General features: G+C 37.2%; 24 protein-coding genes. 7 read left to right on the top strand and 17 right to left on the bottom strand.

Going from position 1 to position 24,688, the window contains the following annotated elements; genetic code table 11:
- Positions 1 to 117 precede the first annotated feature (117 nt).
- The 8 genes from lpdA to NYE73_RS03790 all read right to left on the bottom strand — a co-directional run bounded on the left by lpdA (position 118) and on the right by NYE73_RS03790 (position 10,121).
- Entirely contained in the window at positions 118 to 1,455 is a 1,338-nt protein-coding gene (gene lpdA / locus NYE73_RS03825; protein ID WP_259951158.1) for a dihydrolipoyl dehydrogenase, read from the bottom strand.
- 202 nt (positions 1,456 to 1,657) lie between these two features.
- The gene (locus NYE73_RS03820) at positions 1,658 to 3,739 is read right to left on the bottom strand and encodes a catalase (RefSeq protein ID WP_259951157.1); all 2,082 of its coding nucleotides are present in this window, start codon (positions 3,737 to 3,739) and stop codon (positions 1,658 to 1,660) included.
- Positions 3,740 to 3,864: 125 nt separating this feature from the next.
- On the bottom strand, positions 3,865 to 4,440 hold the full coding sequence (locus NYE73_RS03815; protein ID WP_016993453.1) for an RloB family protein: 576 nt from the start codon (positions 4,438 to 4,440) through the stop codon (positions 3,865 to 3,867).
- The gene (locus tag NYE73_RS03810) at positions 4,437 to 5,714 is read right to left on the bottom strand and encodes an AAA family ATPase (RefSeq protein ID WP_066036265.1); all 1,278 of its coding nucleotides are present in this window, start codon (positions 5,712 to 5,714) and stop codon (positions 4,437 to 4,439) included. The genes NYE73_RS03815 and NYE73_RS03810 overlap by 4 nt, the downstream gene beginning before the upstream one ends.
- 217 nt (positions 5,715 to 5,931) lie before the next feature.
- Positions 5,932 to 7,281: an IS1182 family transposase gene (locus tag NYE73_RS03805; RefSeq protein WP_279494186.1), complete on the bottom strand. Its 1,350-nt coding sequence runs from the start codon at positions 7,279 to 7,281 to the stop codon at positions 5,932 to 5,934.
- Positions 7,282 to 7,580: 299 nt separating this feature from the next.
- A complete protein-coding gene (locus NYE73_RS03800) occupies positions 7,581 to 8,522 on the bottom strand; it encodes an NAD-dependent epimerase/dehydratase family protein (protein WP_048392010.1) in 942 nt (313 codons plus the stop codon).
- 186 nt (positions 8,523 to 8,708) lie between these two features.
- Entirely contained in the window at positions 8,709 to 9,236 is a 528-nt protein-coding gene (locus NYE73_RS03795; protein WP_004224534.1) for a YceI family protein, read from the bottom strand.
- 312 nt (positions 9,237 to 9,548) lie between these two features.
- Entirely contained in the window at positions 9,549 to 10,121 is a 573-nt protein-coding gene (locus NYE73_RS03790; protein ID WP_048392011.1) for a manganese efflux pump, read from the bottom strand.
- Positions 10,122 to 10,340: 219 nt separating this feature from the next.
- On the opposite strand from NYE73_RS03790, the gene NYE73_RS03785 reads away from it, so the two are divergent.
- Positions 10,341 to 11,216, top strand: coding sequence for a glycine betaine ABC transporter substrate-binding protein (locus NYE73_RS03785; protein ID WP_259951044.1), 876 nt, complete (start codon positions 10,341 to 10,343; stop codon positions 11,214 to 11,216).
- Positions 11,217 to 11,772: 556 nt separating this feature from the next.
- Here NYE73_RS03785 and NYE73_RS03780 read toward each other — a convergent pair.
- The gene (locus tag NYE73_RS03780) at positions 11,773 to 12,393 is read right to left on the bottom strand and encodes a thermonuclease family protein (protein WP_066036266.1); all 621 of its coding nucleotides are present in this window, start codon (positions 12,391 to 12,393) and stop codon (positions 11,773 to 11,775) included.
- A gap of 133 nt (positions 12,394 to 12,526) precedes the next feature.
- Entirely contained in the window at positions 12,527 to 14,266 is a 1,740-nt protein-coding gene (locus tag NYE73_RS03775) for an ABC transporter ATP-binding protein (protein WP_054549794.1), read from the bottom strand.
- Between the two features lie 121 nt (positions 14,267 to 14,387).
- Here NYE73_RS03775 and NYE73_RS03770 point away from each other — a divergent pair, with 121 nt between their 5' ends.
- The 3 genes from NYE73_RS03770 to NYE73_RS03760 are packed head-to-tail and all read left to right on the top strand — an operon-like array spanning position 14,388 to position 19,152.
- A complete protein-coding gene (locus NYE73_RS03770; RefSeq protein ID WP_259951045.1) occupies positions 14,388 to 15,818 on the top strand; it encodes an ABC transporter permease in 1,431 nt (476 codons plus the stop codon).
- Between the two features lie 13 nt (positions 15,819 to 15,831).
- A complete protein-coding gene (locus NYE73_RS03765) occupies positions 15,832 to 17,328 on the top strand; it encodes an ABC transporter permease (protein ID WP_115673836.1) in 1,497 nt (498 codons plus the stop codon).
- A 12-nt stretch (positions 17,329 to 17,340) separates the two neighbouring features.
- A complete protein-coding gene (locus NYE73_RS03760; protein ID WP_259951047.1) occupies positions 17,341 to 19,152 on the top strand; it encodes an ABC transporter substrate-binding protein in 1,812 nt (603 codons plus the stop codon).
- 58 nt (positions 19,153 to 19,210) lie between these two features.
- On the opposite strand, the gene NYE73_RS03755 is transcribed toward NYE73_RS03760, so the two are convergent.
- Positions 19,211 to 19,792, bottom strand: coding sequence for a phosphatidylglycerophosphatase A family protein (locus tag NYE73_RS03755; protein WP_054549790.1), 582 nt, complete (start codon positions 19,790 to 19,792; stop codon positions 19,211 to 19,213).
- Between the two features lie 113 nt (positions 19,793 to 19,905).
- Here NYE73_RS03755 and NYE73_RS03750 point away from each other — a divergent pair, with 113 nt between their 5' ends.
- The 3 genes from NYE73_RS03750 (at position 19,906) to NYE73_RS03740 (ending at position 21,656) form a co-directional block, all read left to right on the top strand.
- A complete protein-coding gene (locus tag NYE73_RS03750; protein WP_054549789.1) occupies positions 19,906 to 20,625 on the top strand; it encodes an alpha/beta hydrolase in 720 nt (239 codons plus the stop codon).
- Positions 20,626 to 20,708: 83 nt separating this feature from the next.
- Positions 20,709 to 21,224, top strand: a complete 516-nt coding sequence (locus tag NYE73_RS03745) for a YjcG family protein (protein WP_048392020.1) — start codon at positions 20,709 to 20,711, stop codon at positions 21,222 to 21,224.
- 3 nt (positions 21,225 to 21,227) lie between these two features.
- Entirely contained in the window at positions 21,228 to 21,656 is a 429-nt protein-coding gene (locus tag NYE73_RS03740; RefSeq protein ID WP_026023480.1) for a GNAT family N-acetyltransferase, read from the top strand.
- A 120-nt stretch (positions 21,657 to 21,776) separates the two neighbouring features.
- Here the strand turns inward: NYE73_RS03740 and NYE73_RS03735 are convergent, their stop codons facing one another.
- From NYE73_RS03735 to NYE73_RS03710, 6 genes are all read right to left on the bottom strand, one after another.
- Positions 21,777 to 22,025 carry a stage VI sporulation protein F gene (locus NYE73_RS03735; protein WP_004230969.1) on the bottom strand — a complete coding sequence of 83 codons (249 nt, stop codon included), beginning with the start codon at positions 22,023 to 22,025 and terminating at the stop codon, positions 21,777 to 21,779.
- Positions 22,026 to 22,155: 130 nt separating this feature from the next.
- Positions 22,156 to 22,326 (bottom strand): YjcZ family sporulation protein, encoded by a 171-nt coding sequence (locus NYE73_RS03730; RefSeq protein WP_009374137.1) that lies wholly within the window; start codon positions 22,324 to 22,326, stop codon positions 22,156 to 22,158.
- A 65-nt stretch (positions 22,327 to 22,391) separates the two neighbouring features.
- Positions 22,392 to 22,751, bottom strand: a complete 360-nt coding sequence (spoVAE, locus tag NYE73_RS03725; RefSeq protein WP_369700615.1) for a stage V sporulation protein AE — start codon at positions 22,749 to 22,751, stop codon at positions 22,392 to 22,394.
- A gap of 16 nt (positions 22,752 to 22,767) precedes the next feature.
- Positions 22,768 to 23,763 carry a stage V sporulation protein AD gene (locus NYE73_RS03720; RefSeq protein ID WP_054549787.1) on the bottom strand — a complete coding sequence of 332 codons (996 nt, stop codon included), beginning with the start codon at positions 23,761 to 23,763 and terminating at the stop codon, positions 22,768 to 22,770.
- Positions 23,757 to 24,212: a stage V sporulation protein AC gene (gene spoVAC, locus NYE73_RS03715; protein WP_004230957.1), complete on the bottom strand. Its 456-nt coding sequence runs from the start codon at positions 24,210 to 24,212 to the stop codon at positions 23,757 to 23,759. The genes NYE73_RS03720 and spoVAC overlap by 7 nt, the downstream gene beginning before the upstream one ends.
- A complete protein-coding gene (locus NYE73_RS03710) occupies positions 24,213 to 24,617 on the bottom strand; it encodes a YhcN/YlaJ family sporulation lipoprotein (protein ID WP_225340734.1) in 405 nt (134 codons plus the stop codon).
- Between the last annotated feature and the right edge of the window lie 71 nt (positions 24,618 to 24,688).

The raw sequence follows: 24,688 nt of genomic DNA, 5'->3' as shown, positions 1-24,688 counted from the left end.
ACAAATCGATGAAACATCGTTTTGTAAAATAGAAGCCTCTAGATGTCTAGTTAACTTAAATTCCTAGTATTCTTATAAAATTAATTTAACATAAATTTCTAGAATGTCAACAGCTTTTTATTGGTGTATTGCTTTCCCAAACACAGCTTTAGCCACATCTCCAATATGCTCCGATACAGTAGGATGTGGAAAAATCATATGTGCAAGTGTTCGAGCTGTACCACCAGCATTTTTTGTTGCTAATAGTGCATTAAGTATTTCTGTTGCACCATCAGCTACTACACAAGCCCCTAAAATTTGCCCATTATCCTTAGATGAAATTAGCTTGACAAAGCCTTCAGTATTCCCCTCCATTAATGCCTTTGGGTTTGTTTGTAGTGGCATTTTCGTTACAATGTACGGTGCCTTTACTTGCTCTTCTAGTAAACCAAATGTAGCAATTTCAGGGTTTGTATAAACACAACGTGGAATGCTTGTTTGATCAATTGGTATTGGTTGATTTCCTACAATATAATCGACAACGTAAATTCCTTCAGCACTGGCAGAATGTGCAAGTTGATAACCACCCACTAAGTCACCAATTGCATAAATATTCGGCAGGCTTGTTTCAAAATGCTCATTGACAGCTATTAATCGACCATCAAAAGCTAATCCTAGATGCTCAGCAATTTCTATATTAGGACGACGTCCAGTTGCAAATAAAAGGTTTTCATATGTATAAGATCCTTTAGATGTATGAATGATATTACCTTCAAATTTTTCAAATTGAAAATCTGTCACAAGTTCAATACCAAGTTTCTTCATCTTTTCTCGAATCAGCGGTCTTGCTTCCGCCTCTTCCGTTTGTAAAATATCCTCGCTATGATTAAGCACTGTTACCTTTGTACCAAGTGGTGCTAAACTAAACGCCATTTCAATGGCAATTACGCCCCCGCCAATGATTGTTAGCTGTGCTGGAAGCTTGTCTATCTCAAAAAATGTGTCCGTCGTATGGTAGGTGGATGTCTCTAACCCTTTGAATCGTGGAACAAAGGGTTTACTACCTGTCGCTAAAATTATATCTGATGCCATTATCGTCTCATTCCCGATAGTTATCGTTAAGTCCTTTCCGATTGAAGCTTCACCACGATATAAAGTTATATGATTATTGATAATATATTGCTCAAGGTTTGTTAGTAGTTCATGAATAATTGTATCTTTCCGTTGCATTAGTCGAGGAAAATTAATTTCCACTTTAGGCACTTCTATTCCCCAGCTATTCCCTCTTTTTATTTCCTGCACAAGTTTACTATGCTCCAATAAAATCTTAGATGGAATGCAGCCAACATTATAGCAGGCTCCTCCCAATTTATCTCGTTCGATGAGTGCTACTTTTTTGCCATTCTTGGCTGCATGTATGGCAGCCACATAGCCACCTGGTCCCGCTCCAATAATAGCAATATCAAAATTTTCCATAATTTTCACCTCATGTACCACCATATCATTTGCAAATTTTGAATGCAATGACAGACATAGTAAAAGCCTTTCATTACAATGAAAGGCCTTTTGACTTATTTATATACGTTTATGAGCATTCGTTTCTCTTTCGCAGGTATAAGGCTTTCTCTCCGCGGGTATTTGCTTCTCTTTCATGAGTATTCGACGCTCATTGATCTTTTTAATAAATATTTCGTTGCCAAAATCGTTGCTGGGCAATGGCAGCTACAAACTTTTTCGGAAAATCTTTATTACCTGTAGCTAAAACGATTCCTGGCCCTACATTGGCATTCGACATATTGAAGAAGGTTGTGCCAGTTGCAGCAAATCCTATAGGCTTAAAGTGACGATATGCTTCATTTATATAATTGACGATATAAGTATTGAATTTCGCCTGATTACTTGCCTTTACTCCAACAACATATAATGAGTCAAATAATACAGCATCGGTTGTAATAAATGTGTCAGTAGCCGTTAATTGCACACCATTATTCCCTATTACCACACCTAGTCGATCAGAGATTATGCTATAGCGCACACCTTGTCTTGTTAAATATTTCAATACTTCCCCTACTTCATTTGCATCAAAGCCATCACCAATTAAGACGCCTACTTTCAACGTATAAGGTAATTTAACGGTATTGGCTTGACTCAGTGCAGGTGAAGAGGCCGTTACTTTAGACTGCTCGCCATTAGGTCGATTAACACCAACGTTGTCTGCCACTGTGGTAGCCATTACTTTATCCACATGAACAAACATATCCACTACTTGCTGTCGAACAGATTTACTTTTCACTTTTCCTACTTCAAAGCTAAAGGCATCGATAATGTGTTGTTTTTCAGGTGGAGACATGCTGTTCCAAAATAGCCTTGCTTGTGAAAAGTGATCGTCAAAGGATTTACTACGCGCTCTCGTGATTCTTCCTTCAACCTTTTCTTCATAATGAACATATCCACCTTCTCTTGCAGTAGAGGTAGCTGGTGTATTATTTGCTAATGAATTTTTATGATAGCTTACCCTGCCTAAATTAATGGTCTGTCGACTAAAGCCATTACGTTGATTGTTATGCACTGGGCAAATCGGGCGATTAATAGGGATTTCTGCAAAATTTGGTCCACCTAATCGAATCAATTGTGTATCTAAATAGGAAAACAATCGACCTTGTAGTAGAGGATCATTCGTAAAATCTATGCCAGGTACAACATTACCTGGATGAAAGGCAACTTGCTCTGTTTCAGCAAAGACATTATCCACATTGCGATTTAAGGTCATCTTTCCAATTTTCTTCACAGGTACTAATTCCTCTGGCCAAAGCTTTGTCGCATCTAAAATATCAAAATCAAATTTAAATTCATCTTCAGGTTCTAGTATCTGTATGCCTAACTCAAACTCTGGATAATCTCCAATTTCGATGGCTTCCCATAAATCTCTCCGTTGAAAATCTGGATCCTTCCCTGCAATTATTTGTGCTTCATCCCAAACAAGAGAATGCACTCCTAACACAGGCTTCCAGTGGAATTTCACAAATCTTGATCTTCCCTTGTCATTGACGAAACGGAATGTATGCACACCGAAACCTTCCATCATACGAAAGCTTCGCGGAATGGCACGGTCAGACATTACCCACATTACCATATGTGCAATTTCCTGATTACTGGCTACAAAATCCCAAAAAGTATCGTGTGCGGAGGCTGCTTGTGGCATTTCATTATGAGGCTCAGGCTTTACGGCATGAATTAAATCAGGAAACTTAATAGCATCCTGAATAAAAAAGACAGGGATATTATTACCAACTAAATCATAATTCCCCTCATCCGTATAAAATTTTGTTGCAAATCCACGTACATCACGAGCTGTGTCCATTGAACCTAAGCTCCCTACCACTGTCGAAAATCTGACAAAAACAGGTGTCTTCTTTTTCGGATCCTGCAAAAATTTTGCCTTCGTATATTCCGACATGGATTCATATAATTCAAACTCGCCATGTGCTGCAAAACCTCTGGCATGTACAACACGCTCTGGAATACGCTCATGATCAAAATGGGTAATTTTTTCTCTAAGATGAAAATCCTCCATAATTGTCGGACCACGAACACCTGCCTTTAACGAATCCTCATCATTGGACACCCTTAGTCCCTGATTCGTTGTCATTTTCGTACCCTCATTCTCGACACGAAACTGCTCTAATTGATGATCCTTTGGGTTTCCTTCTACATTTTTGGATTGATTTGACTTTGAGTTATCCACGCAATCCCCTTTCATACATATACTAATTTCGCTCCATATACACTATATGTTTTGGAAAAAGAAACATGCCTTCCTTTCGACAAAGCATTATGGAAAGATAAAAACAGGCTTCTATTTGTTAATAGAAAACCTGCTCAATCTTAAAATATGTATCGTATCATTTCATGTATGTTACAGTATGGGTTGTCACGGCTCTCTGTCTCTCGGAGTGCCATCATATCTGTGCAATTTTTAATTGCTACCTCATGTCGTAATGCAATAGGGGCTATGATGGATTCATCAGCCTTATGCCGGAAATAACGACTCACACCAAGGTGCTGTTCCATTTTGTCATTGAGGACAGCACGAGGGTATTTTTCTGTACTATCAACTTCCTCAAAATGCAAGAGTAACCACAATTCAAATGCTTCATTTGTATAGGCAATATGAATATTTTTTTCCTCACAAAATTGATTTACTTCCTCTAATTGCTTTTCAGTTAGATCATCCTTATCAAATACAATCCAAACTTCATCAAAGTATTGGTAGCTGGAATCTCGATAAGCATGTTGGGCAAGCTTAATCGCTGAACGTTTAACGTTTTTTATTTTGACGCTAACCATCTTAGAGCGCTTTAAAATACGCATTTGTTCAAAATAGATGCGTTCTGTTTCACCTTCACAATAAATTAAAATAGTTTTACGCAGTGTTCGGCTCCCTTGTTGACGTACTCTCACTGCTCAGATACCTCCGCTTCTTCTAGGTATTGTTCAGATAAATACTCATTAATGACAGGCGTTGCACCAAATTCCCCTTTCATATAGCGTTTCGCATAAGAAAGATCTCCACGTTTCCTTTGTAAATCTGCAAAATCAAATAAGGAGTATAGCTCCGATTCATTTTTAAAGCTTTTATTAACAAACCAAATTTGATCGGCGCGTAGTGGCTGATCAAGTAATTCTATTTCATGACTTGTCACGACAAATTGATTACTGCTATTGCGTTTGCTATTCATAATAGCCATTAAAAACTCACAAATCGATACATGGAAGGCTGTGTCGAATTCGTCTATAAAAATGGTTTTTCCTTTATTATAAGCATCCACCATCACACAGGCCAAATGTAGCATTCGCACTGTGCCCTTAGAATCCATTGTCCAATTAATTGTTTTTGTCCCTATCGGTGCACCTGCTTCATCAAATGATAAATAATGTAGATCAATATCTACTTCTTGAATCACCTCAGGCGAATCAAACTCATAGCCAATTGTATTTTTCTCTCTGCGTTCCACACGTCTAGCCGTGACATCTTGAATGGAGAGGTCTGCAATTTTTAGCAGTTTGATCACTTCCTTTTTAAAGGGCTCCTCTTCAAGTTTACGAATAAGAGGATGACTTGATAACCGATTTGCTTCATCTAGGAAAAGAATTTTATGTAAAAACCAATCGAATATCTTTAAAGCGTCTGGATCATTAAAAACATGTAATACGGATAGAAAGGCTGTATTATTACGTGTATATTTTGTCAATTCCTGTGAAGCTGTTTGAAATGTCTCATAAGAATATTCTGTACCATCCCATTGTCTGACAAATAGTTCTTCCTTCAGTGACTTGTTCGTTTTCACAAGACGTTCATAGAGAACTTGAGAAGCATTATACTGAATTTCATAATCATATAAAGCTCCGTCCAAAAAAAGCGATATCATAAACTCTGTTGGTTTGTCTTGCTGACTTCCTAACTTAAACGGTTGATAGGGTAGACGTAACTGCTTTACATTATTTAAGTTTTCAAAATTAAAAAGCAAGGAACGTAATACTTTAATAGCCGTAAACAGATTAGATTTTCCGCTTCCATTTGGACCAAAAATAAATGCGCTTTTTACAAGACGAAGTGTATCAAACTGAATTGTATGGGTATCCTTCCATTTTCGTAGGCGACTTCCAGCTACCATTGAAAACAACGTATCATCTTTATAACTTAAACAATTCTTTACTCTAAAATCTACAAGCATATGTAAGCCTCCGTCCACAACCATTTCTTTAATGAATTATTATACTATAGACATAGAAAAAGACATATTACTCAATGTAATATGTCTCAGACTGTAGACAAAAGCCCATCGAGAAGTTCACTTTCGATGGGCTTTTGTCATTTTTCTTCCTATTTTATCTTTAACATTTGGTAATATACTACCAAATTCAACATACTCTTCGAGCATAGATACCTTCTTAAGCTGCCTGCCACGTCCAAGTAGCCAGTTTCTTTAAATTCATGGCAGCAAAAGTAAGCATCGCCTGCATGGACAATTTTTTCAGACCTCTTAAGGTTGTCCATCGCATACCATGCTTTTCTTTTGCATCGGCAAAGACACGCTCAATCGTTTCTTTGCGCTTTGCATAAATTTGTTTGATGTCATAGGAATGGCGTAAATGTTCAGCTTCCTCCACATACGACTCCCAGATATGGCGTTGAATGAGTTTTTGATGATGCTTACTTTCTGTACATTGGGAAAGGCTTGGACACTTCGCACAAATCAAAGGATTCGATTTATATTGCCGATATCCTTCTTTCGTCGTAGTTGCATACTTCAATATCTGCCCTTGTGGGCAAAGATAACAATTATAATGCTCGTCATATATATACTCATGCTTTCGGAAGAATCCATCTTTTGTTTTAGGTCGTGTATACGGAAGAACAGGCAACATTTGATTCTCTAATAAAAAGTTCGTAATCGCTGGTGTTTTATAGGCTGCATCTGCCGCAACAGCGATTGGTTTTTGAACGTTTTGAATGACTCTTTCAACAAGTGGCTGCAATACATGGCTATCGTGCACATTTCCCGGAGTCACAATGGCACCTAAGACAAAGCCCTTTTCATCTGTCGCTGCATGAAAAGAATACGCAAACTGTTTCGTACGTTCATCCTTCACGTAATATCCACTTTCAGGATCTGTCGTGCTTTCCTTTATTTCTTTCCATTCTTCTTTTTCAAATTTCTCCGGGGAAAAGGGCTTTTTTCCGTGTTCCTCACGATCAATATTTAACTCTAATTGAAGTTTCTCTTCATAAGCCCGTGTTTCTTTTCGCACAACTTTTTTATCATACTTTCGTTTATTCGCACTCGCTTTCACATGCGTAGAATCGATAAATAAATGGTCTGCATGGAGGAGTCCTTGATGCATAATCTCTTTTAATATACGATAGAATATCTGCTCAAATATATCAGTGTCTTGAAAGCGACGGACATAATTTTTACCGAAGGTAGAGAAATGCGGGACTTCTGTCTGGAAGCCAAATCCTAAAAACCAACGATACGCCATATTCGTTTCAATTTCTTTGATGGTTTGACGCATGGACCGTATACCAAAAACGTACTGAATAAACGTCATTTTAAAGAGAACAACAGGATCAATACTAGGGCGTCCTTTGGCAGAGTAGAGGTTTTCTACTAAAGGATAGATAAATGAAAAATCAATAGCCGCCTCTAGTTTTCGTACTAAATGATCTTGGGGAACTAATTGATCAATCGTTAGCATTTCTAATTGTTCACGTTCATTGATTTGATTTTTCGTCATCATGGTTGATCACCTCGAAAGTGTACTTTTTATCAATAGATGAATAAGGAATTATTTATGTAGAAGTTGATTGGAACGAAGGGTGGCGACTCCTGCGGGAAAAGCGGGAAAGTCGAGATCCTGGACTGAGCGAAGCGAGGGAAGCAGCTCGACCCCGCCCGCGGAAAGCGTCCGCCCGTAGTGGAAATCAACGGCTTTACTTTATTTTATTGTAAAAGAAAAAAGACTGTAGGCAAACTCAAAATTCATTGAGTTTGTCTACAGTCTGAGACATATTACTCAATGTAATATGTCTTTTTACTTTATCCACTTTTTTGTTGAATTTCTGCTAATGATTCATTTTGTAGCGCATGCAATGTACGTTCAATGCCTTCTGCAAAAGATATTTTAGGCTTCCAACCAATTGCATTGGCTAATTTATCATTATTTAAAAATGAATGCTCAATATCTCCTTCTCGTGCTGGGGCATATTGAATTTCAAGTGGATGGTTTAAGTGTTGGAGCAGTAAGATGACCTGGTGAATTGACCAAGCCTCATTAGTGGATACATTATACGTGCCTTGTAAACGTGCAGATACACCTGCGTAAATAGCATCAGCAATATCGTCTACATAAATAAAATCACGTGTTTGTTCACCATCACCATAAATTGTAAATGGTTTACCTGCCATACTGCTTTTTAACATACTTGGAATCACAGCTGCTTCACCTTGCATTTGCTGTCTTGGCCCGAAAACATTGGCAAATCTATAGATAAGAACGGGCAAACGATAATCTTTTTGCCATTTCTCACAGTAGGTTTCGCCAATGCTCTTGTTTAATCCGTACATAGATATTGGTTCACAGACATCTGATTCCTCTAATGGAGGATAGTGACTATCCCCGTAAACAGCTGCTGAGGAGGCAAAGACAAAGTGCTGTACCTTATACTTGGATGATAAAAAAAGCATTTGGCTAAGCCCAACTATATTTGTCAAAATATCCTTTACTGGCTCCTGGATAGATTGCTGCACGCTCGTTTGCGCTGCACAATGGACGACCACATCAAAGTTTATTTCCTTAAAGAGATGCTCGCAAACCTCATCCTCAACATTTAAAAGATAGGATTTATGCTCGAAGTCAACATTCCGTAAATGCCCCGTACTTAAATTATCAATAATATAAACCGTTGCACCTTCTTCAAAAAAGCGCCTACCTACTGCACTGCCAATAAAACCATAGCCACCTGTCACTAATACATTCATCCTATCGCCCCCAAAAACAATATGATGATTTATATGCAGTAATTACTAAAAATATGCAAGAAACTTATTTACTGGAAATTTTTCTCAAATTCTTTTTACTAGATTTCTTCATTCACAAGTATCTATTTTGAGCTATATAAAAAGCATGTTTGAAGATTACTTCAAACATGCCCTAGCTATCTATTTTTAAGCTGGATTAATTTCTAATTCAACCGTTACTTTAATATCTTTCCCAACAAGGACCCCACCAGTTTCTAATGCCGCATTCCAAGTTAGACCAAAGTCTTCACGATTAATTGTTGTTTCAGCTTCAAAGCCGTATACTTCTTGACCCCATGGATTTGTGCCTTTTCCATTAAATTCTGTATCAAATGTTACTGATTTTGTAACGTCTTTGATTGTTAAATCACCAGTTACTGCATATTCATCGCCTGCTTTTTTAGCAATATTTGTAGATTTAAACGTAATCGTTGGATATTTTTCGGCATCAAAGAAATCTGCTGCTTTTAAATGATTATCGCGATCTTCGCTACGTGTATTAATACTTGCTGGATCGATTGTAAAACTAATGTTAGCAGTTGTTAAATCTGCAAGATCTGCTGCCTCAATATCAGCTGAGTAACTGTCAAATACACCCTTAACTTTTGATACCATCATGTGTTTTACTTGAAAGTTAATTGCTGAGTGTCCTAAATCAATGTTCCATTTTGCCATTATAAATTCCTCCAATTGGTTGATTTTATCTCGATTTCGAGATATATTTTAAAATATGAAGCAACTACATCTTTTATGTTACCCAAAATTGGATAGGATAAACATTTGTAGTTACTTATTTGTTTACATCTTAGCTTATGAAAAGTTTTTAATTACTTTCTGTAACCTACTATATATTAATAATTTAGTTACGTCAAGTAATTAAAAATAAATTTTTAGAACATAAAAAAAAGTCGAGTCATCGGTACATCCCTTTCTATGTAATAAAAAGAATATCACCAATATTTGGTGATATTTAGCCGCAGCAATATATTATTTTGCAAAAACCTCAAAAATACCAATCATGATAAGTAGCCATCCTGAGATTGCTGTAGAATGCTTGCCAATAAACGTTTTAGCTAGTAAAGAGCCACATCTACTTCCTACTCCAACTGTGATAAAGGAAAATACGCCGATGGAAATGACTGTCCAAAGGGCTGAGATGCCATTTGCGCCTATTGCAATCCCGCCTGCTAAACAGTTTGCTGACAAGACAAAGCCAAGTGCCATTGCTTCTCTTGTTGAGATTACTAGATTTTTATCTTCATCAAATAATTCGGGATTTCCTGCTATCCGCTGATTAGAAAAATTATTGGACATCAAAGTCCATATACCAATCACACACAGTAGTAAACTCCCTAGTAAATTGGCAGTATGCGGTGAAATATACTCAACAACTGTGCTACCAGCTGTTACTGCGACATATGTGACAATCATCGACATAACAGCAATCACAGCATTTGATAAAATTGGAATTTTAACTTGTTTAACTCCATAGGCTAGACCAATCCCCAAGTTATCTAAATTCGCAGCGATTCCTATTAGAATAATTGTAATCCAATGCATACTAAGCCTCCTCAAATCTCCGTCTCCATTTTCACCTATCGTATGACAACAATAAAAAAATTAATGGGCTCAAATAAGTTAGTTGATTATGTTTCATCTTTTTAGCACGGTGTGACTAAACCATCAATTTGACAAAAGTAACAACTTGTTTATAAAATTAAGTTGTTACTTGTTAATATTTTTATTTTTATGTAAGAAATAATAGAAAGGAGATGTAATATGAAACTCATCAAGTTATTGAAAATAGGAATAGCATTTATATGCCTTATTGTGTTAACTGCATGTGGTTTAGAAAATGAGGACACAAAGAATACTGATAAAGGTGAAATTAATTTAGCATATGTTGAATGGGATACTGAAGTTGCATCTACACATGTAGTAGGACAAGTACTAGAAGATTTAGGATATAAGGTAACACTGACACCTTTAGACAATGGGATCATGTGGGAAGCACTTGCAAACGGAGAGGTCGATGGTATGGTATCTGCTTGGTTGCCACAAACACATGCTCCACAAGTAGAAAAATACAACAATAAGATAGAGAACTTAGGAGAAAACCTAACTGGTGCTAAGATTGGTTTGGTTGTACCAAGTTATATGGATGTCGATTCTATTGAAGATTTAACAAACCAAGCTAATCAAACCATTACAGGCATTGAACCAGGAGCTAATATGATGGCTACGACAGAAAATGCCTATAAGGAATATAAGAATCTGGAAGGTTGGAATGTATTGACCTCGTCTGCTGGTGCAATGACCGCAGCCCTCAGTCAAGCTATCTCTAATAATGAAGAAATCATCATCACAGGCTGGTCACCACACTGGATCTTTAATGCCTATGATTTAAAGTACTTAGATGACCCCAAAGGTTTATATGGAGACGAAGAATATATTGGCACTTTTACGCGGAATGGTTTAAAAGAGGATGCCCCTGAAGCCTATAGCGTCCTTGACCGTTTCAACTGGAGTGCTGAAGATATAGAAAGTGTAATGTTTGATATAATGGAAGGCATGAGTGCCACAGATGCTGCGAAAAAATGGATTGCCAATAATCAAGATAAAGTAGCCGAATGGACGAAAGATGTACAAGCATAAAAAGAGAACCCATTTACTACTCATTAGTAAATAGATTCAGACTGTAGACGGCTCATTCTATAATAGAATGAGCCGTCTACAATTTTTAACGTTCCCAAAAATGAGGGGGGTTTCAGGAGCGTAATCATGAACTAGCAAACTTCTGGAGAAAAGTAGCTAAAGTTCATCCTCTCTACACTGTATTGTAGAACAAGAAATATTCTTTATATGATAATGATAATCATTATCATATTGATTGTCAACATTAATAAAAATGATTTTTTCATTTATCAGTAGCCGTCTTCCACTGTTAAGTAAACAAAACGTTGCTGGTATCTTGCTTTCCTTTGTGCAATCGCTTTCCGCTACCGTGTGCTGAACCTCTACAGTAGATTTTTACGACCAATATCATGAGTGCATTATATACAGAGAGACGACCCTAGAAAAGGGAATCACCCTCTCATGCCAAAAGCTTTTGCAAAGGGAATTTAAAATAGGAAGCTGCTACCAGTAAGATACTGGAAGCAGCTTCCTAGCTAAAATTAAACTTAAAAGCGTATAGTAATGGATTTATAGATTATTGAACTACTTCAGGGTGAAAACCATCTTTTTGGAAGTAATCCTCATGTGACCAAATATTTAATTTTGCATCCTGAGCTTTTTGTTGAATAGCTCTAAATGCATCTTCAAATGTATTGTTTGGTTTATGAATATAACGTACAACTGCAAGCCCTTCGTTTAATAAAGATTCCTGCAATAAGACATTATCTACAAACACGTAGGCTAGAAGGCGATCATAATTGTCTGTTTCTGGTCCAACATCATAGACAGCTTCAATTTTCTTAGCCTTTTCCAATAAATTGATCGTATACTCTTTTGCTTCTTCCGCATATGGCTGAGCGCCACCTTTATTGTAATTCATTTCAGGAGTATCCACCATTAATAGACGAATTTTTCGTTTCTCACCATTAATTGTCGCCTGAATCGTATCCCCATCATATGCTTTAATATAGTCTATCTCAAAGCGTTTATTACCTGTTTTTCCTTCCACTTGTTCAATGGTAATAGTACCTTGCTGATCTGTAACTGATTTAGTACTTTGATCTTCCGCAGGTGATCTGCCAAATATCATGTACAATGCTACAGCCAAAATAATCGTACCACTTGTTATTAATGTTTTTATATCTTGCATTTTCATGTAGTAGGCCCCTCACAACTAATCATCATTGCTTATACTTACGATTCGTATAAGTTGTGCACCTCATCATCAGAAAGACAACAAGTTTCACGATGTTTCTATTGTAAAATATCAAGCTACTACATTCAAGCTATCATATTGTCACTGCTACCCAGTGATTTGGTAAAACCTCTACTAACTGACTATTTTCTACCTCATAACGTATTTTCACGTCTTCTGCATGATCAGCATCAGTATATTTCTGCTTCTCAATTGCAGGATCTGGAATAGGAATAGAACGTAGTAATGCACGTGTATATGGATGTTGTGGGTTAGCGTATAGCTCTTCACTTTCTGCCAGTTCTACAATCTTTCCACCATACATCACAGCTACACGATCACTGATGTGCTTCACCATGGATAAATCATGGGCAATAAATAAATACGTCAGCCCAAGCTTTTGTTGTAATTCTTTTAATAAATCAACAATCTGCCTTTGAATGGAAACATCCAGTGCCGATAAGGGTTCATCACAAACAATAAAGTTTGGCTCAACCGCTAATGCTCTCGCAATACCAATTCGTTGACGCTGACCTCCCGAAAATTCATGAGGATAACGCATGGCATGCTCTTTTTTCAAACCAACAAGTTCAAGCAATTCCTCTACCCGTTGTCGCCTCTCCACATGTGTCTTCACCAGACCATGAATATCAAGAGCCTCGCCAATAATATCTAAGATTTTTCTGCGAGGATTTAACGATGAATAGGGGTCTTGGAAAATAATTTGCATATGGCGACGCATTGCCTTTAGCTGTTTTTTCGATAGCCTCGTTACAGGTATTCCTTGATATAGAACCTCTCCATTTGTAGGCTGATGAAGTTGAAGAATCGTCCTACCTGTAGTCGATTTACCTGAACCAGATTCACCAACCAAGCCCAATGTTTCACCAGGATATATATAGAACGATAAATCATTCACTGCTTTCAACGTTTGACCACGACCTAATGGAAATTCTTTGGATAGATGGGTCACTTCGATTAAAGGCTTGTGTCGATCGATACCTGGCTGAATAGTAGCAATCTCTTTTGGCTGCTTTTTCTCATGCAGTTTTGGTAAGGCATTCAATAATTTCTGGGTATACGGATGCTGGGCATTTGCAAAAATTTCTTCTGTTGTGCCCTGTTCAACTATTTCTCCTTCTTTCATCACTATGATGCGATCACACATACCTGCAACAACGCCTAAATCGTGTGTAATTAAAATAATAGACGTTCCCATTTTCTTTTGCATATCGCGCATCAATTTTAGGATTTGAGCTTGAATAGTAACGTCCAGTGCTGTTGTTGGCTCATCTGCAATAAGCAGTGAGGGATTACAAGCAAGCGCCATAGCAATCATTACCCGTTGACGCATACCACCTGAAAATTCATGAGGGTATTGTCGATACCGTTCTTCTGCGTCTCTAATACCAACCAGTTTTAATAATTCTATTGTTTGTTGATAGGCTTCGTTTTTTGACATTGACTGATGCTTGATTAAACTTTCAGCCACTTGATCACCTATTCGAATAGTAGGGTTTGTGGATGTCATCGGATCTTGGAAAATCATACTAATATCTTGTCCACGTATCCCTTCCATTTGTTTTTCACTAAATTCAGTGAGTTCTTGCCCTTTAAACACAATTGAGCCAGATTTCAAAAATGAAGGTGGCGATGGTAATAAACGCATAATGGAGCGAGCCGTTACACTTTTCCCGCTCCCAGACTCTCCCACAATTCCTAGTGTTTCACCTTTATTTAGATGGAAGTTAACGTCCTTAACGGCTTCAAATTCTGTCTCCCCTGTGATAAAGGATACGCGAAGATTATTGATTTCTAAAAGCTTTTCACTCATTCGACCCATCCTTTTTAAAATTTGTGATTGACTTACTTTCAAGTATAATCCATACTTTACAATACTGATAGGAATTATACAATATAATGCTGAATATTTTATTTACGTTTGGAGGAAATGCATGGTTACTTCAAAAAATCATTTAAAACCAGAGAAATTTATTTTCTTTTCTACGGTTTATCAAAAACTAATGCATCAAAAGCCTTATCATCTACTTCTTTTTCTTTTTAGTATTTTAGTTCACCCTTTTACATACTTTATCTATCGGAAAAGGAAACTTTCAAACACTTACGATCAGGCTTTTGCATTGCGTAGTCAGTACTATATAGAGCATGGATTGGTTGCCCAGTGGCAAAAGGAATTTGAGCAACAAGAAATAGCAAAAGCTACATTTTTTAAAGAGGCTGTATTGGAGTCACAAATTCAGCTCACAGCCAAGCACTTAGCTCAAAGGAAGCTTCAACAGCAAGTGGATCAGGATTTACAAAAAGAGGACATACAACAACTATCCTATGTCCAATTTTTTAATCAGCAACTAACTAACAAACATTTTGTGGCTCTTACCTTTCTACCAGCTGTTTTATTTTATGTAGTACTTATCTTATTTGCGAATCCATTTCTGCAATTTATCATTGAACGTATTTTACAAAGCTTCATTGTGATTGTTGGAGTGGCTACATTAGTGTTTACCATTTTATATTTATCACCTTTTGATCCAGCAAGAAACCTACTCGGAGTTGAAGCAACACCTGTGCAAATAGAAAACTTTAATCGCATTCATGGTTTGGATCAACCTTATTTATCACAGCTATGGAACGCATTATCTGGTCTATTTACATTTGATTTAGGTACATCCTTTGCAGGTAAAGAAGATATCACACATAGCATTGCTACAAAATTTCCTGTCACTCTTGAAATTGCCGTATTGTCCTTGCTAATGGCTATTGCTATTGCCATACCAGTTGGAATTATTTCAGCTGTTCGTCCAAATTCATATTTGGATTATACATTTATGTTCATTGCTTTAATTGGTCTATCCATCCCAAGCTTTTGGCAAGGTTTAATTTTTATTTTGACATTTGCTCTAAAGCTACAATGGTTTCCAGCTACCTATAACCCTCATAATTGGCTATCGCTTATCATGCCAATTGTCGTCTTAGGAACATCCATTACGGCTTCTATTGCTAGGATGACAAGGTCAAGTATGCTTGAGGTGATTCATGAGGATTACATTATTACAGCAAAAGCTAAGGGCTTAAATGAATTCAAAGTGATTTCAAAACATGCCATTCGCAATGCTATGATTCCGATTATTACGGTGATTGGACTTCTTTTTGGAGGTATGTTGGGAGGCGCATCTGTAACAGAAAAGGTATTCAACATTAGTGGTATAGGTAGCTATATCGTCGATAAACAATTTATCCCTGATATTCCGGCAATTCTTGGGGGCGTTGTTTATATTGCCATCACCATTTCGATTGTCAATTTATTCATTGATATCATGTATGCCTTTTTTGATCCACGCATTCGCTCGAAAATGAAGAAGTCTTAAAGGAGGATCACCTGTGAAAAACATCTTACATGTCAAACTACTCTTGAAGATTACACAGGAATATGTCAATTCTCATTTTACTTTTGTCTTTTCCTTACTGTTTTCTTTACTATTTCTAGCCTATAGCTATAATTTTTCCAGCAATAGCTGGCGACCAGTGGTTCTGCTTCTTTTTGTTATTTATGTCATCACTACGGCATATGTTGCCTTCGTCAATTTACGAATTAAAAAGGATTTAGCAACGTATGGTGACATTCAAAAAAATACTCGAATGTTTGGCTATCCTCTTTTAATAACGATACTGTCAGGCAATATTTTTTCGACATCCTTTGCATTTATGCTTGTGTCAAAAAGAAAGACTGCTGAATATACTTTTGCTGCCTATGCCTTTATAACACAGCTATTCATCTTAGGTATTGCAGCATTGAATTTATTTAAGCCATATGTCACAGATACCTTTGTACTGGCAATGGGCGTTTTCTTAGTACTCTCGCTTCTCTATATCGTGATGGCCATTTTATGTACGAAATATGTCACAGCAACTGAGGCACCTAACTGGATGCTCATTCCAGGTATTGTCCTATTATTGGCGACTTTCACTGGTAATCTATTTGCGACTTTACTAGGATATAGCCTTATCCAAAAGGCTCGAAGGGCAAATCCATCTTCTATTGAGAAATGGCAAAAAATATGGGAGAAGATTTTACGCAATACAATGGCTGTATTCGGCTTATTCTTCATTATTTTCATGTTCTCGTTATCCGTTACAAGTTCTTGGACTTTCGACTATGATTTCGCTACTGAAAATAATTATGGAGCATTGCTACAAACACCGACATTAGAATATCCACTAGGTACAGATAACTATGGTCGAGATTTATTTTCTCGTATTGTGTTTGGGGCACAAATATCATTAATCGTCGGATTTTTCTCCACGATTATCCCCGCAGTTATTGGTGGCGCATTAGGAGCATTTTCAGGCTATTATGGTAAATCCACTGATAATATCATCATGCGAAGTCTCGATATTTTATATGCCATTCCTGGGATATTGTTAGCCATTGCTATTATCGCCGCATTTGGTGCTAATACTGTGAATCTTATTATTGCACTTAGTGTTGGAGCAATTCCAACCTATGCCCGTACAATGCGGGCAAATGTTATGCAGCTTGCTAATTATGAGTTTGTAGAATCGGCTAGAGCTTTAGGTGCATCTGATGCAGCTATTATTTTCAAGCACATTGTCCCCAATTCTTTAGCACCAATGATTGTGAAAGCAACATTAACGATTGGTGGAGCTGTTATTTCCACAAGTAGTTTAAGTTTTTTAGGGCTAGGTATTGAGCCACACATTCCTGAATGGGGCAATATTTTAAAAGTTGGTAGTACGTACCTGGAAACACATTCATATGTCGCGATTTTCCCAGGTCTTTGTATTATGCTTCTTGTCCTCTCCTTTAACTTCTTAGGAGATGGTTTACGAGATGCTTTAGATCCAAAAACAAATTAATCGGAGGTAACTATGAAGAAATTACTTGTATTTTTATTCGTTGCAGTACTAGCTTTGGCTGGCTGTGTACAAACAAAAACTGACGTAGAAGGCAGTAAAGATTCAAAAGATAGTGACAAGAGCAATGGCAAGGTTGCCATTGAAGTATTAGGGATGGCAGCTTCTGAAGAAGATATGAATATTGTGCGTGACCAATTAGTGAAAAATGGTTTTGATGTAAAGCTAAATATTCAACCTGATTACGGTTCTTTCTCTGCTCAAAAAGAAGCAGGTAATTATGATCTTGCTCTTTCAAGCTGGACGACAGTTACAGGGAACCCAGACTATGCTGTTCGTGGTTTATTTAAAACTGGCGGTGACTACAGTGTGGTGGCAGATTCAAAACTAGATGCGTTGATTGATGAAGCGAGTACATTGACTGGTGAAGAAGCAGCAGCTAAATATAAAGATTTAGAACAATTATTAGTATTCGATCAAGCTTATATTGCGCCTTTATATATTTCCAATAAGTATCAAGGTATCTACTCTGAACTTGTAAACCCTAAAACAGTACTTTTACCAAAATCTCGTGCACAAGTTTGGGAAAAAATAGAATTTAATGATACATCTAAAAATGCAACAGAACCTTTAATTTTACACCAAACAATCAATTCTCTTACTTCACTAGACCCAATCAAAGGGAATGATGGTTCAATCAACACATTAAACACGAATATGTATGTTCGTCTTGTTAACTTAACAGACACAGATGAAGTTGTGTCAGATGGTTCATTATCTTACAACCATGTAATGGCTGAAGGGAATCAAGAATATTACTTCATTTTACGAGATGATATCAATTTTGCAGCAGTGAAAGATGGTGCAGCTGTTGATTCAGGTGAATTAGTGTCAGCTGAAGATGTAGTCTTCTCATTAAACCGTGCGAAAGACGCTAATTCAGTACCAGATCATCGTACTTACAGCATTCATGAAAACATTGAAACAGTCGAAATCGTTTCTGATTTAACTGAATTACAAAATAAAAAAGTAGCAGGCTCTGAGCAATCCGTTTTAGAAGCATTATCACAAAACCTACCTGCTTCTGTAGCGCAATTAGCAAAAGATAAAGGTGCTGTTAATAATGAAGCAGGTGCATACCAAGTTGTTAAAATTACAACACCTACACCTTTCCCACAAGTATTAAACTATTTAGCACACCAATCTGGTGGTATCGTATCTGAAAAACAAGTAACAAGTATTAATACGTATGATGTGGCTAACTACAACCCTGACAAGGACATTGCCTATGGTGATCAAGCTACTGTAACGGAAGGTTCAGCTACATTCAATAACCAGTTATATGCAAGTGGTCCTTACATTTTAGTGAAGAAAAATGATTATGAAGCACAGTTTGTGAAAAATCCTGCTTATCGAGCTGGTAGCGAATATGAGCCAAAAATTGCTAAAATCAATGTCCGTTTTATCTCTGATGTTGATAGTGCCCTATCTGCATTACGTAATGGTGAAATTCATGTTCTGCAAACAGTACCAGAAACGAAACTGGATATTGTCAAATCAGATGCTAAATTAACATTAAATACGGCAGATAGTAATGCTGTGTCGTACCTACAAATGAATACATCTGGCCGTGCGGTTTCTGATTCAGCAGATTTACGTAAAGCAATTCTATACTCTATTAACCAAGATGAATTCATTAGCTATTATCAAGGCAATAAAAAACCAGCTGTATCCACAGTCTCTCCATTAATTGATACTGGTTTAAAACTTGAAGCAGATAGCGAAAAAGTAAAAGAATTGGTAAAAGCATATAACGATAAAAAGTAATACAAATTAGAGCCTTCTCAAAATTTGAGAAGGCTCATTTTTATAGAAGAAACTCATTTTAAATTTCATTATGTGATTTTGGTTTTGGTCCTAGCTCTTCAGGTTCGATATCAGCGAATGTTTCGCCTTCTTCTTCTAGGTCACGCATACGATGTGCAATACGTGAAGCCGCTGACGCTGCTATACTACCAACCAAATCATCTAAGAACGTGTTGACATGATGTCCGGGTTCTGTATCCAGTTTTTTAATAATCCCTATTTTCTGCTTGTCTAAATGACCAAAAGTAGTAACGGCAATGCTGCCATATGTAAATACAGATCCTAGTGCGATTGTTTCGTCTACACCAAATAGACCTTCATCTGATTCGATAATTTGTTGTAGTGGTGAAGATAATAATTTTTTCTCTGCTAATTCATCTAATTCAATCCCTACTAATAAAGCATGTTGCACTTCTCGCTTACGTAATACACGTTCTACAGAATGAACACAATGCTCTAGTGTTAAACCTTCATTATAGGTTTTTTGCATTTCGTAAACAATTTGCGCGATATCCTCTATCGCTACACCTCTACGAATTAACGCGGCTTGAGCTGCCTTTGCTACTTCGTCAGAGTGCACACGAATACTTTTATTATGCATAATTAACCCTCATTTCGATTTTTATTGCTAGTATAATGCTAGCCCAACCTATTATACCTTTACTTACGTAATATGGTACAATTTTGTTACAAACACAAGAAGGAGTGTCATCATTGGATAAGGGAACAGTACAGGATTTAACATTTTACAGTGAGTCATTACAGGAAGAATTACAGCTCTATATTTATGTTCCTGCAAATTATTCTCCACTATATAAATACAACATTTTAATCGCATCAGACGGTAAAGATTATTTCCAACTTGGTGGTATTACAAAGCTAGCTGATGAACTGATTGATGACTATGAAATCGAAAATTTAATTATTGCATTTGTTCCTTACAAAGACATAAAAGATCGACGTCATAAATATATCCCGAGCGGTGAGCAACATGAAGCCTATCTTCGCTTTTTAGCACATGAGCTAGTGCCTTATTTAGATCAGGAGTATGCCACTTACCAAATGGGTATGAGTCGTGGAGTGATTGGTGACTCTATGGCTGCCACTGCTTCCTTAATGGCTGCTTTAAAGTACCCAAGCATCTTTGGCAAAGTCATCCTACAATCACCTTATGTAGATGCTGATGTATTAAAGGCTGTGGAAAATTTTAAAGATCCAGGATCTATTTCTATCTACCATATCGTCGGCAAAGGCGAAGATCAGGTTGTGACAATGGATAAAACCATCAAAGATTTTTTAACACCTAATCGTCAATTGCATGATCTCATGATAAATAAAGGGTTTACTACATTTTATGACGAGTTTGATGGCAATCATACATGGAAATATTGGAAACCAGACCTTCGACGTGCATTAATTGAAAATTTCAATTAATATGAAGCGATTCAAATTACGAAAACTGAAATTTCTGTTATACTTAATTAGAAAAATTGTTTATTTTCGGGAGGTAATGGACTATGAAGTACGGTATTGTGGCATTTCCATCAAAAAAATTGCAAGATTTAGCGAATACTTATCGCAAACGATACGATCCTCATTATGCAAAGATTACACCGCATATGACATTAAAGGACAGCTTCGATGCGTCTGAAGAACAGATTCAAACCATCGTCAAGCAATTAGATGAACTTGCTGCTAAATATGCACCTTTAAACATTCATGCATCTCGCATTAGTTCGTTTTTCCCTACAACAAATGCGATTTACTTCCGCATTGAACCAACAGAACAATTAGCAGCATTCCAACATGAACTTCAAGAAAAAATCCCTTATGGGGAAATGAAGCATGTATTTGTACCACACATTACAATCGCTCAAAAAATGTCAGATTCAGAGCATGATGACATTTTTGGTCAATTACGCATGACGGGCGTTGATGAAAAAGATACAATTGATCGCATTCATCTTTTATATCAATTAGAAGATGGTTCATGGACAACATACGAAACATTCCGTTTGTCTGGAGCTGAGTGATTGTTGTATACCGTTAAAATTGTTGAAACAAAGCAAGAGCACGATGATGCCTTTGCCATTCGCAAAAAAGTATTTGTTGAAGAACAAGGTGTTCCGCTTCATCTAGAATGTGATGCTGAAGATGCAACTGCAACACATTTTATTATGTATGATAACGATGAGCCTGTTGGAGCAGCACGTTTACGCAGTATTGACAACAATACAGCTAAAATTGAGCGTGTTTGTATTTTACAATCCCAACGTGGCAAAAAGTTAGGCGCATTAATCATGAAGGAAATGGAGAAGCACGCTATTTCCATTAATAAAAAAACCTTAAAACTTCATGCACAAAGCTATGCTATTCCCTTCTACGAAAAGCTAGGCTTTACAGTTACCTCACCCGAGTTTATGGATGCAGGTATTCCACACCGTGCTATGGAGAAGAACATTTAATGAAAGGGTGTTACGATATTTATAATGTCGTAACACCCCTTTTTTATGAGACGAATTCGCTTGCCACCATTTATCTACTCTATCGTAACAAGCTGCATTGCCAAGTAGATATGCCATGCGCTACTTCATCATTCTAGTGATTTTATCGAAATCTAGTGATGCGCCATCTTGAATAATAGATTGTACTAATTTATCTTCTAACTCTTGCGTAATTGATCTGTTAGATATTTTAGCAACACGTCGTACAATTTTTCTTACTTGTTTTTCACTGGTAAAATCCGCATGTTGAATGGCATTGGCTAATGCGAAGATTTCATCCATCGATACACCTGTTTTTTGCTCAATCGAATTAAAAAACGAGCGATGCATGTTTTCCCTCCTATCATTAAAACTCAATATGACCTTGCTTCTTGCACGAAACATTTCGCAAATGGTGGAGGCCTTAACTTTATTTAGAATTTCCTAAATAAAAGCTAAAGCCTTTATTATGTTCATCAAATTAGATGTAAGTAGCGCCAACAATAATTAATAGAATGAATAGTACAACAATTAGAACAAATGTAGAACCATAACCATAGTTGTTGCCTCCAGAGTATCCTCCGCAGTAGCTATTGTTCCACCCACCAACGTTATTTCCGTACGGTTGTGAGCCCCAGCCTTGGTATCCCATAAAAGCACCCCTCCCTTCTACAACCTATAATATGTTTCGGTCGTAAAAATGGGAGGGGTATTCGTCTAGTCAATATTTCCTTTTGGTCTAAATATTAAGGCACCAATAAAGCCGAACACAATAGCAGCACTGATTCCTGAGCTTGTTACTTCGAACATGCCTGTTAATACGCCAACAAGTCCATGTTTTTCTGCCTCCGCCAGAGCACCATGTGTTAATGAATTCCCGAAGGATGTAATGGGCACTGTCGCCCCTGCTCCAGCAAAATTAATTAATGGCTCATATAAGCCCATACCATCCAAAATCGCGCCTACAACCACTAACGTACTTAGTGTATGGCCCGGTGTTAAATTGCCAACATCCATTAATAATTGGCCAATGACGCAAATAATGCCTCCAACAATAAATGCAAATACAAAAGTCATAACCATGTTTTTTGCCTCATTTCATCGTAATTTCTATCGCATGTGCCGTACATGGAATCGTCTCGCCTTGCTGATAGGATAGCGGAGATAATAACGCACCCGTTGCTACTAGTAATACTCGCTTATAGCTCCCTGCACGCATTTGTTGAATAACATAACTAAAAAAAACAGCTGCCGAACAGCCTGCACCACTTGCACCAGATTGGAATGCTTCATCCTGTCCATAAAATTCAGCACCTGCATCACGTAATAACGTGAGCTCTTCATTTTTTACGCCATTTTCCACAAGCATTCCTTTCAATAGCTTTAAGCCAAGCTGGCCCAAATCGCCTGTTAAAATTAAATCGTAATGATAAATTTTTTGATTTCTCTGTTGTAAATGAGATTGAATCGTCTGAAAAGCAGCAGGTGCCATTGCAGCACCCATATGGAAAGGATCATCCATACCATAGTCAACAGACTTGCCAATTGTTGCCGCTTCTATAGAAGGATATTCCTCGCGATGCTTCCCAATTAACGCATAACCAGCAGCAGTTACAGTCCACTGGGCTGTTTGCGGTTTTTGTGCTCCATAATTGATGGGGTAACGAAACTGGCGTTCAATTGCATTATGTTGACTAGAGGCACCTGCTAATGAAAAATTAGCAGCACCTAACTCGGTTAACAGGCATGCAATAATGACTGAAGATACAGATGTGGCACATGCCGAAAAGAGTCCAATAAAAGGGATTTCTAAATCCCTAGCGGCAAAATTAGTTGGTGTCATTTGGTTGACTAAATCTCCACCCATTAAATAATTGATATCACCTTTTTGTACGCCCATTTTTTTCATAGCAAATTCACAGGCCTCTTCGATCATTTTACGATGTCCCTGTTCATTTGTTTTCATTTGCCAACGTTCATCATCATACACAGAGTCAAAATATTGACTAAAAATACTCCTATTTTCTAATGGACCCGCTACCACTCCACCTGCTAAAAGAGAGGGCTTCGATTGAAATACAATTACCATGAAACCACTCCTATCGTTACGAGGATATATTTAATGAGCGCTACAAAAAATGCTGACACTACACCAAATAAAACAACTGATCCTGCTAATTTAAATAAATTTCCTCCGACTCCCAATACTAGCCCTTCAGAACGATGCTCGATTGCTGCCGAAATAACAGCATTACCAAAGCCTGTTACTGGAACTGCTGATCCAGCCCCAGCAAATTGACCAATTCTTTTATAAAGGCCAAGACCTGTTAATATCATTGCGAAAAATACCATCGTTGCAACCGTAGGATTTCCTGCTGTTGCTTCTGTAAAATTGAAGAAAATAATATAAAAAAGAGACACAGCTTGACCGATTGCACAAATAAAACCGCCAACGAAAAAGGCTTTTGCTACATTCTTTAAATAAGGGGGCTTTGGTGTAACATTTTGCTCTAACTGTTGATACTGCTCTTTTTCCATTTATGTCTCCTCCTTTGCAAGCTCTTTTAGTTCTGTAATTTTATCGCTTAATTTATTATCTTCCATCTGATCCTTTTTTATTTTATTGGCTTCATAAAAAATTTTGTAATCAGCGGAGACAAACACTTCTTTGTTTGGATATTTCTCTTCAAATTTCTTTTGCAATTTTTTCTCTAACTTAGTTTTTTTCCACTTTTCCCATGGTTTAATTTGTACTGCGATAAGCATACTATCGTCATATTGAATAACCGTTGAGCGATCAACATAGTCTTCTTCTTTAATAAGGGTTTCGACTTCACTTTCATTTTGTGGAGACCCATAGACGATAAATTTTTCCTTTTCAGCACAACCATTTAACAGCGATAAAACAACTAAGAGAGGTAACGTCATTCCTAGTAGCCTCAAGTTTTACCCTCCTTTTCTTTACAGTTTCTCCACACATAAAAAAACTATTCATTCAAAGAAATACACAAAAG

Origin of the sequence: Lysinibacillus sp. FSL K6-0102, from assembly GCF_038003545.1 — a bacterium.
Classification (GTDB): domain Bacteria; phylum Bacillota; class Bacilli; order Bacillales_A; family Planococcaceae; genus Lysinibacillus; species Lysinibacillus capsici.
This window is presented reverse-complemented; position numbering and strand designations above follow the sequence as displayed.

What these genes read in the sequence shown, in the direction of transcription:
- NYE73_RS03820 (WP_259951157.1), bottom strand. Translation starts at nt 3,739, where the DNA reads ATGAAAGGGGATTGCGTGGATAACTCAAAGTCAAATCAATCCAAAAAT.
- NYE73_RS03805 (WP_279494186.1), bottom strand. Translation starts at nt 7,281, where the DNA reads ATGATGACGAAAAATCAAATCAATGAACGTGAACAATTAGAAATGCTA.
- NYE73_RS03760 (WP_259951047.1), top strand. Translation starts at nt 17,341, where the DNA reads ATGAAGAAATTACTTGTATTTTTATTCGTTGCAGTACTAGCTTTGGCT.
- NYE73_RS03730 (WP_009374137.1), bottom strand. Translation starts at nt 22,326, where the DNA reads ATGGGATACCAAGGCTGGGGCTCACAACCGTACGGAAATAACGTTGGT.
- NYE73_RS03795 (WP_004224534.1), bottom strand. Translation starts at nt 9,236, where the DNA reads ATGGCAAAATGGAACATTGATTTAGGACACTCAGCAATTAACTTTCAA.
- NYE73_RS03790 (WP_048392011.1), bottom strand. Translation starts at nt 10,121, where the DNA reads ATGCATTGGATTACAATTATTCTAATAGGAATCGCTGCGAATTTAGAT.
- NYE73_RS03785 (WP_259951044.1), top strand. Translation starts at nt 10,341, where the DNA reads ATGAAACTCATCAAGTTATTGAAAATAGGAATAGCATTTATATGCCTT.
- spoVAE (WP_369700615.1), bottom strand. Translation starts at nt 22,751, where the DNA reads ATGACTTTTGTATTTGCATTTATTGTTGGAGGCATTATTTGCGTCATT.
- NYE73_RS03775 (WP_054549794.1), bottom strand. Translation starts at nt 14,266, where the DNA reads ATGAGTGAAAAGCTTTTAGAAATCAATAATCTTCGCGTATCCTTTATC.
- NYE73_RS03780 (WP_066036266.1), bottom strand. Translation starts at nt 12,393, where the DNA reads ATGAAAATGCAAGATATAAAAACATTAATAACAAGTGGTACGATTATT.
- NYE73_RS03720 (WP_054549787.1), bottom strand. Translation starts at nt 23,763, where the DNA reads ATGGTAATTGTATTTCAATCGAAGCCCTCTCTTTTAGCAGGTGGAGTG.
- NYE73_RS03770 (WP_259951045.1), top strand. Translation starts at nt 14,388, where the DNA reads ATGGTTACTTCAAAAAATCATTTAAAACCAGAGAAATTTATTTTCTTT.
- NYE73_RS03800 (WP_048392010.1), bottom strand. Translation starts at nt 8,522, where the DNA reads ATGAATGTATTAGTGACAGGTGGCTATGGTTTTATTGGCAGTGCAGTA.
- NYE73_RS03735 (WP_004230969.1), bottom strand. Translation starts at nt 22,025, where the DNA reads ATGCATCGCTCGTTTTTTAATTCGATTGAGCAAAAAACAGGTGTATCG.
- NYE73_RS03810 (WP_066036265.1), bottom strand. Translation starts at nt 5,714, where the DNA reads ATGCTTGTAGATTTTAGAGTAAAGAATTGTTTAAGTTATAAAGATGAT.
- NYE73_RS03745 (WP_048392020.1), top strand. Translation starts at nt 20,709, where the DNA reads ATGAAGTACGGTATTGTGGCATTTCCATCAAAAAAATTGCAAGATTTA.
- spoVAC (WP_004230957.1), bottom strand. Translation starts at nt 24,212, where the DNA reads ATGGAAAAAGAGCAGTATCAACAGTTAGAGCAAAATGTTACACCAAAG.
- lpdA (WP_259951158.1), bottom strand. Translation starts at nt 1,455, where the DNA reads ATGGAAAATTTTGATATTGCTATTATTGGAGCGGGACCAGGTGGCTAT.
- NYE73_RS03755 (WP_054549790.1), bottom strand. Translation starts at nt 19,792, where the DNA reads ATGCATAATAAAAGTATTCGTGTGCACTCTGACGAAGTAGCAAAGGCA.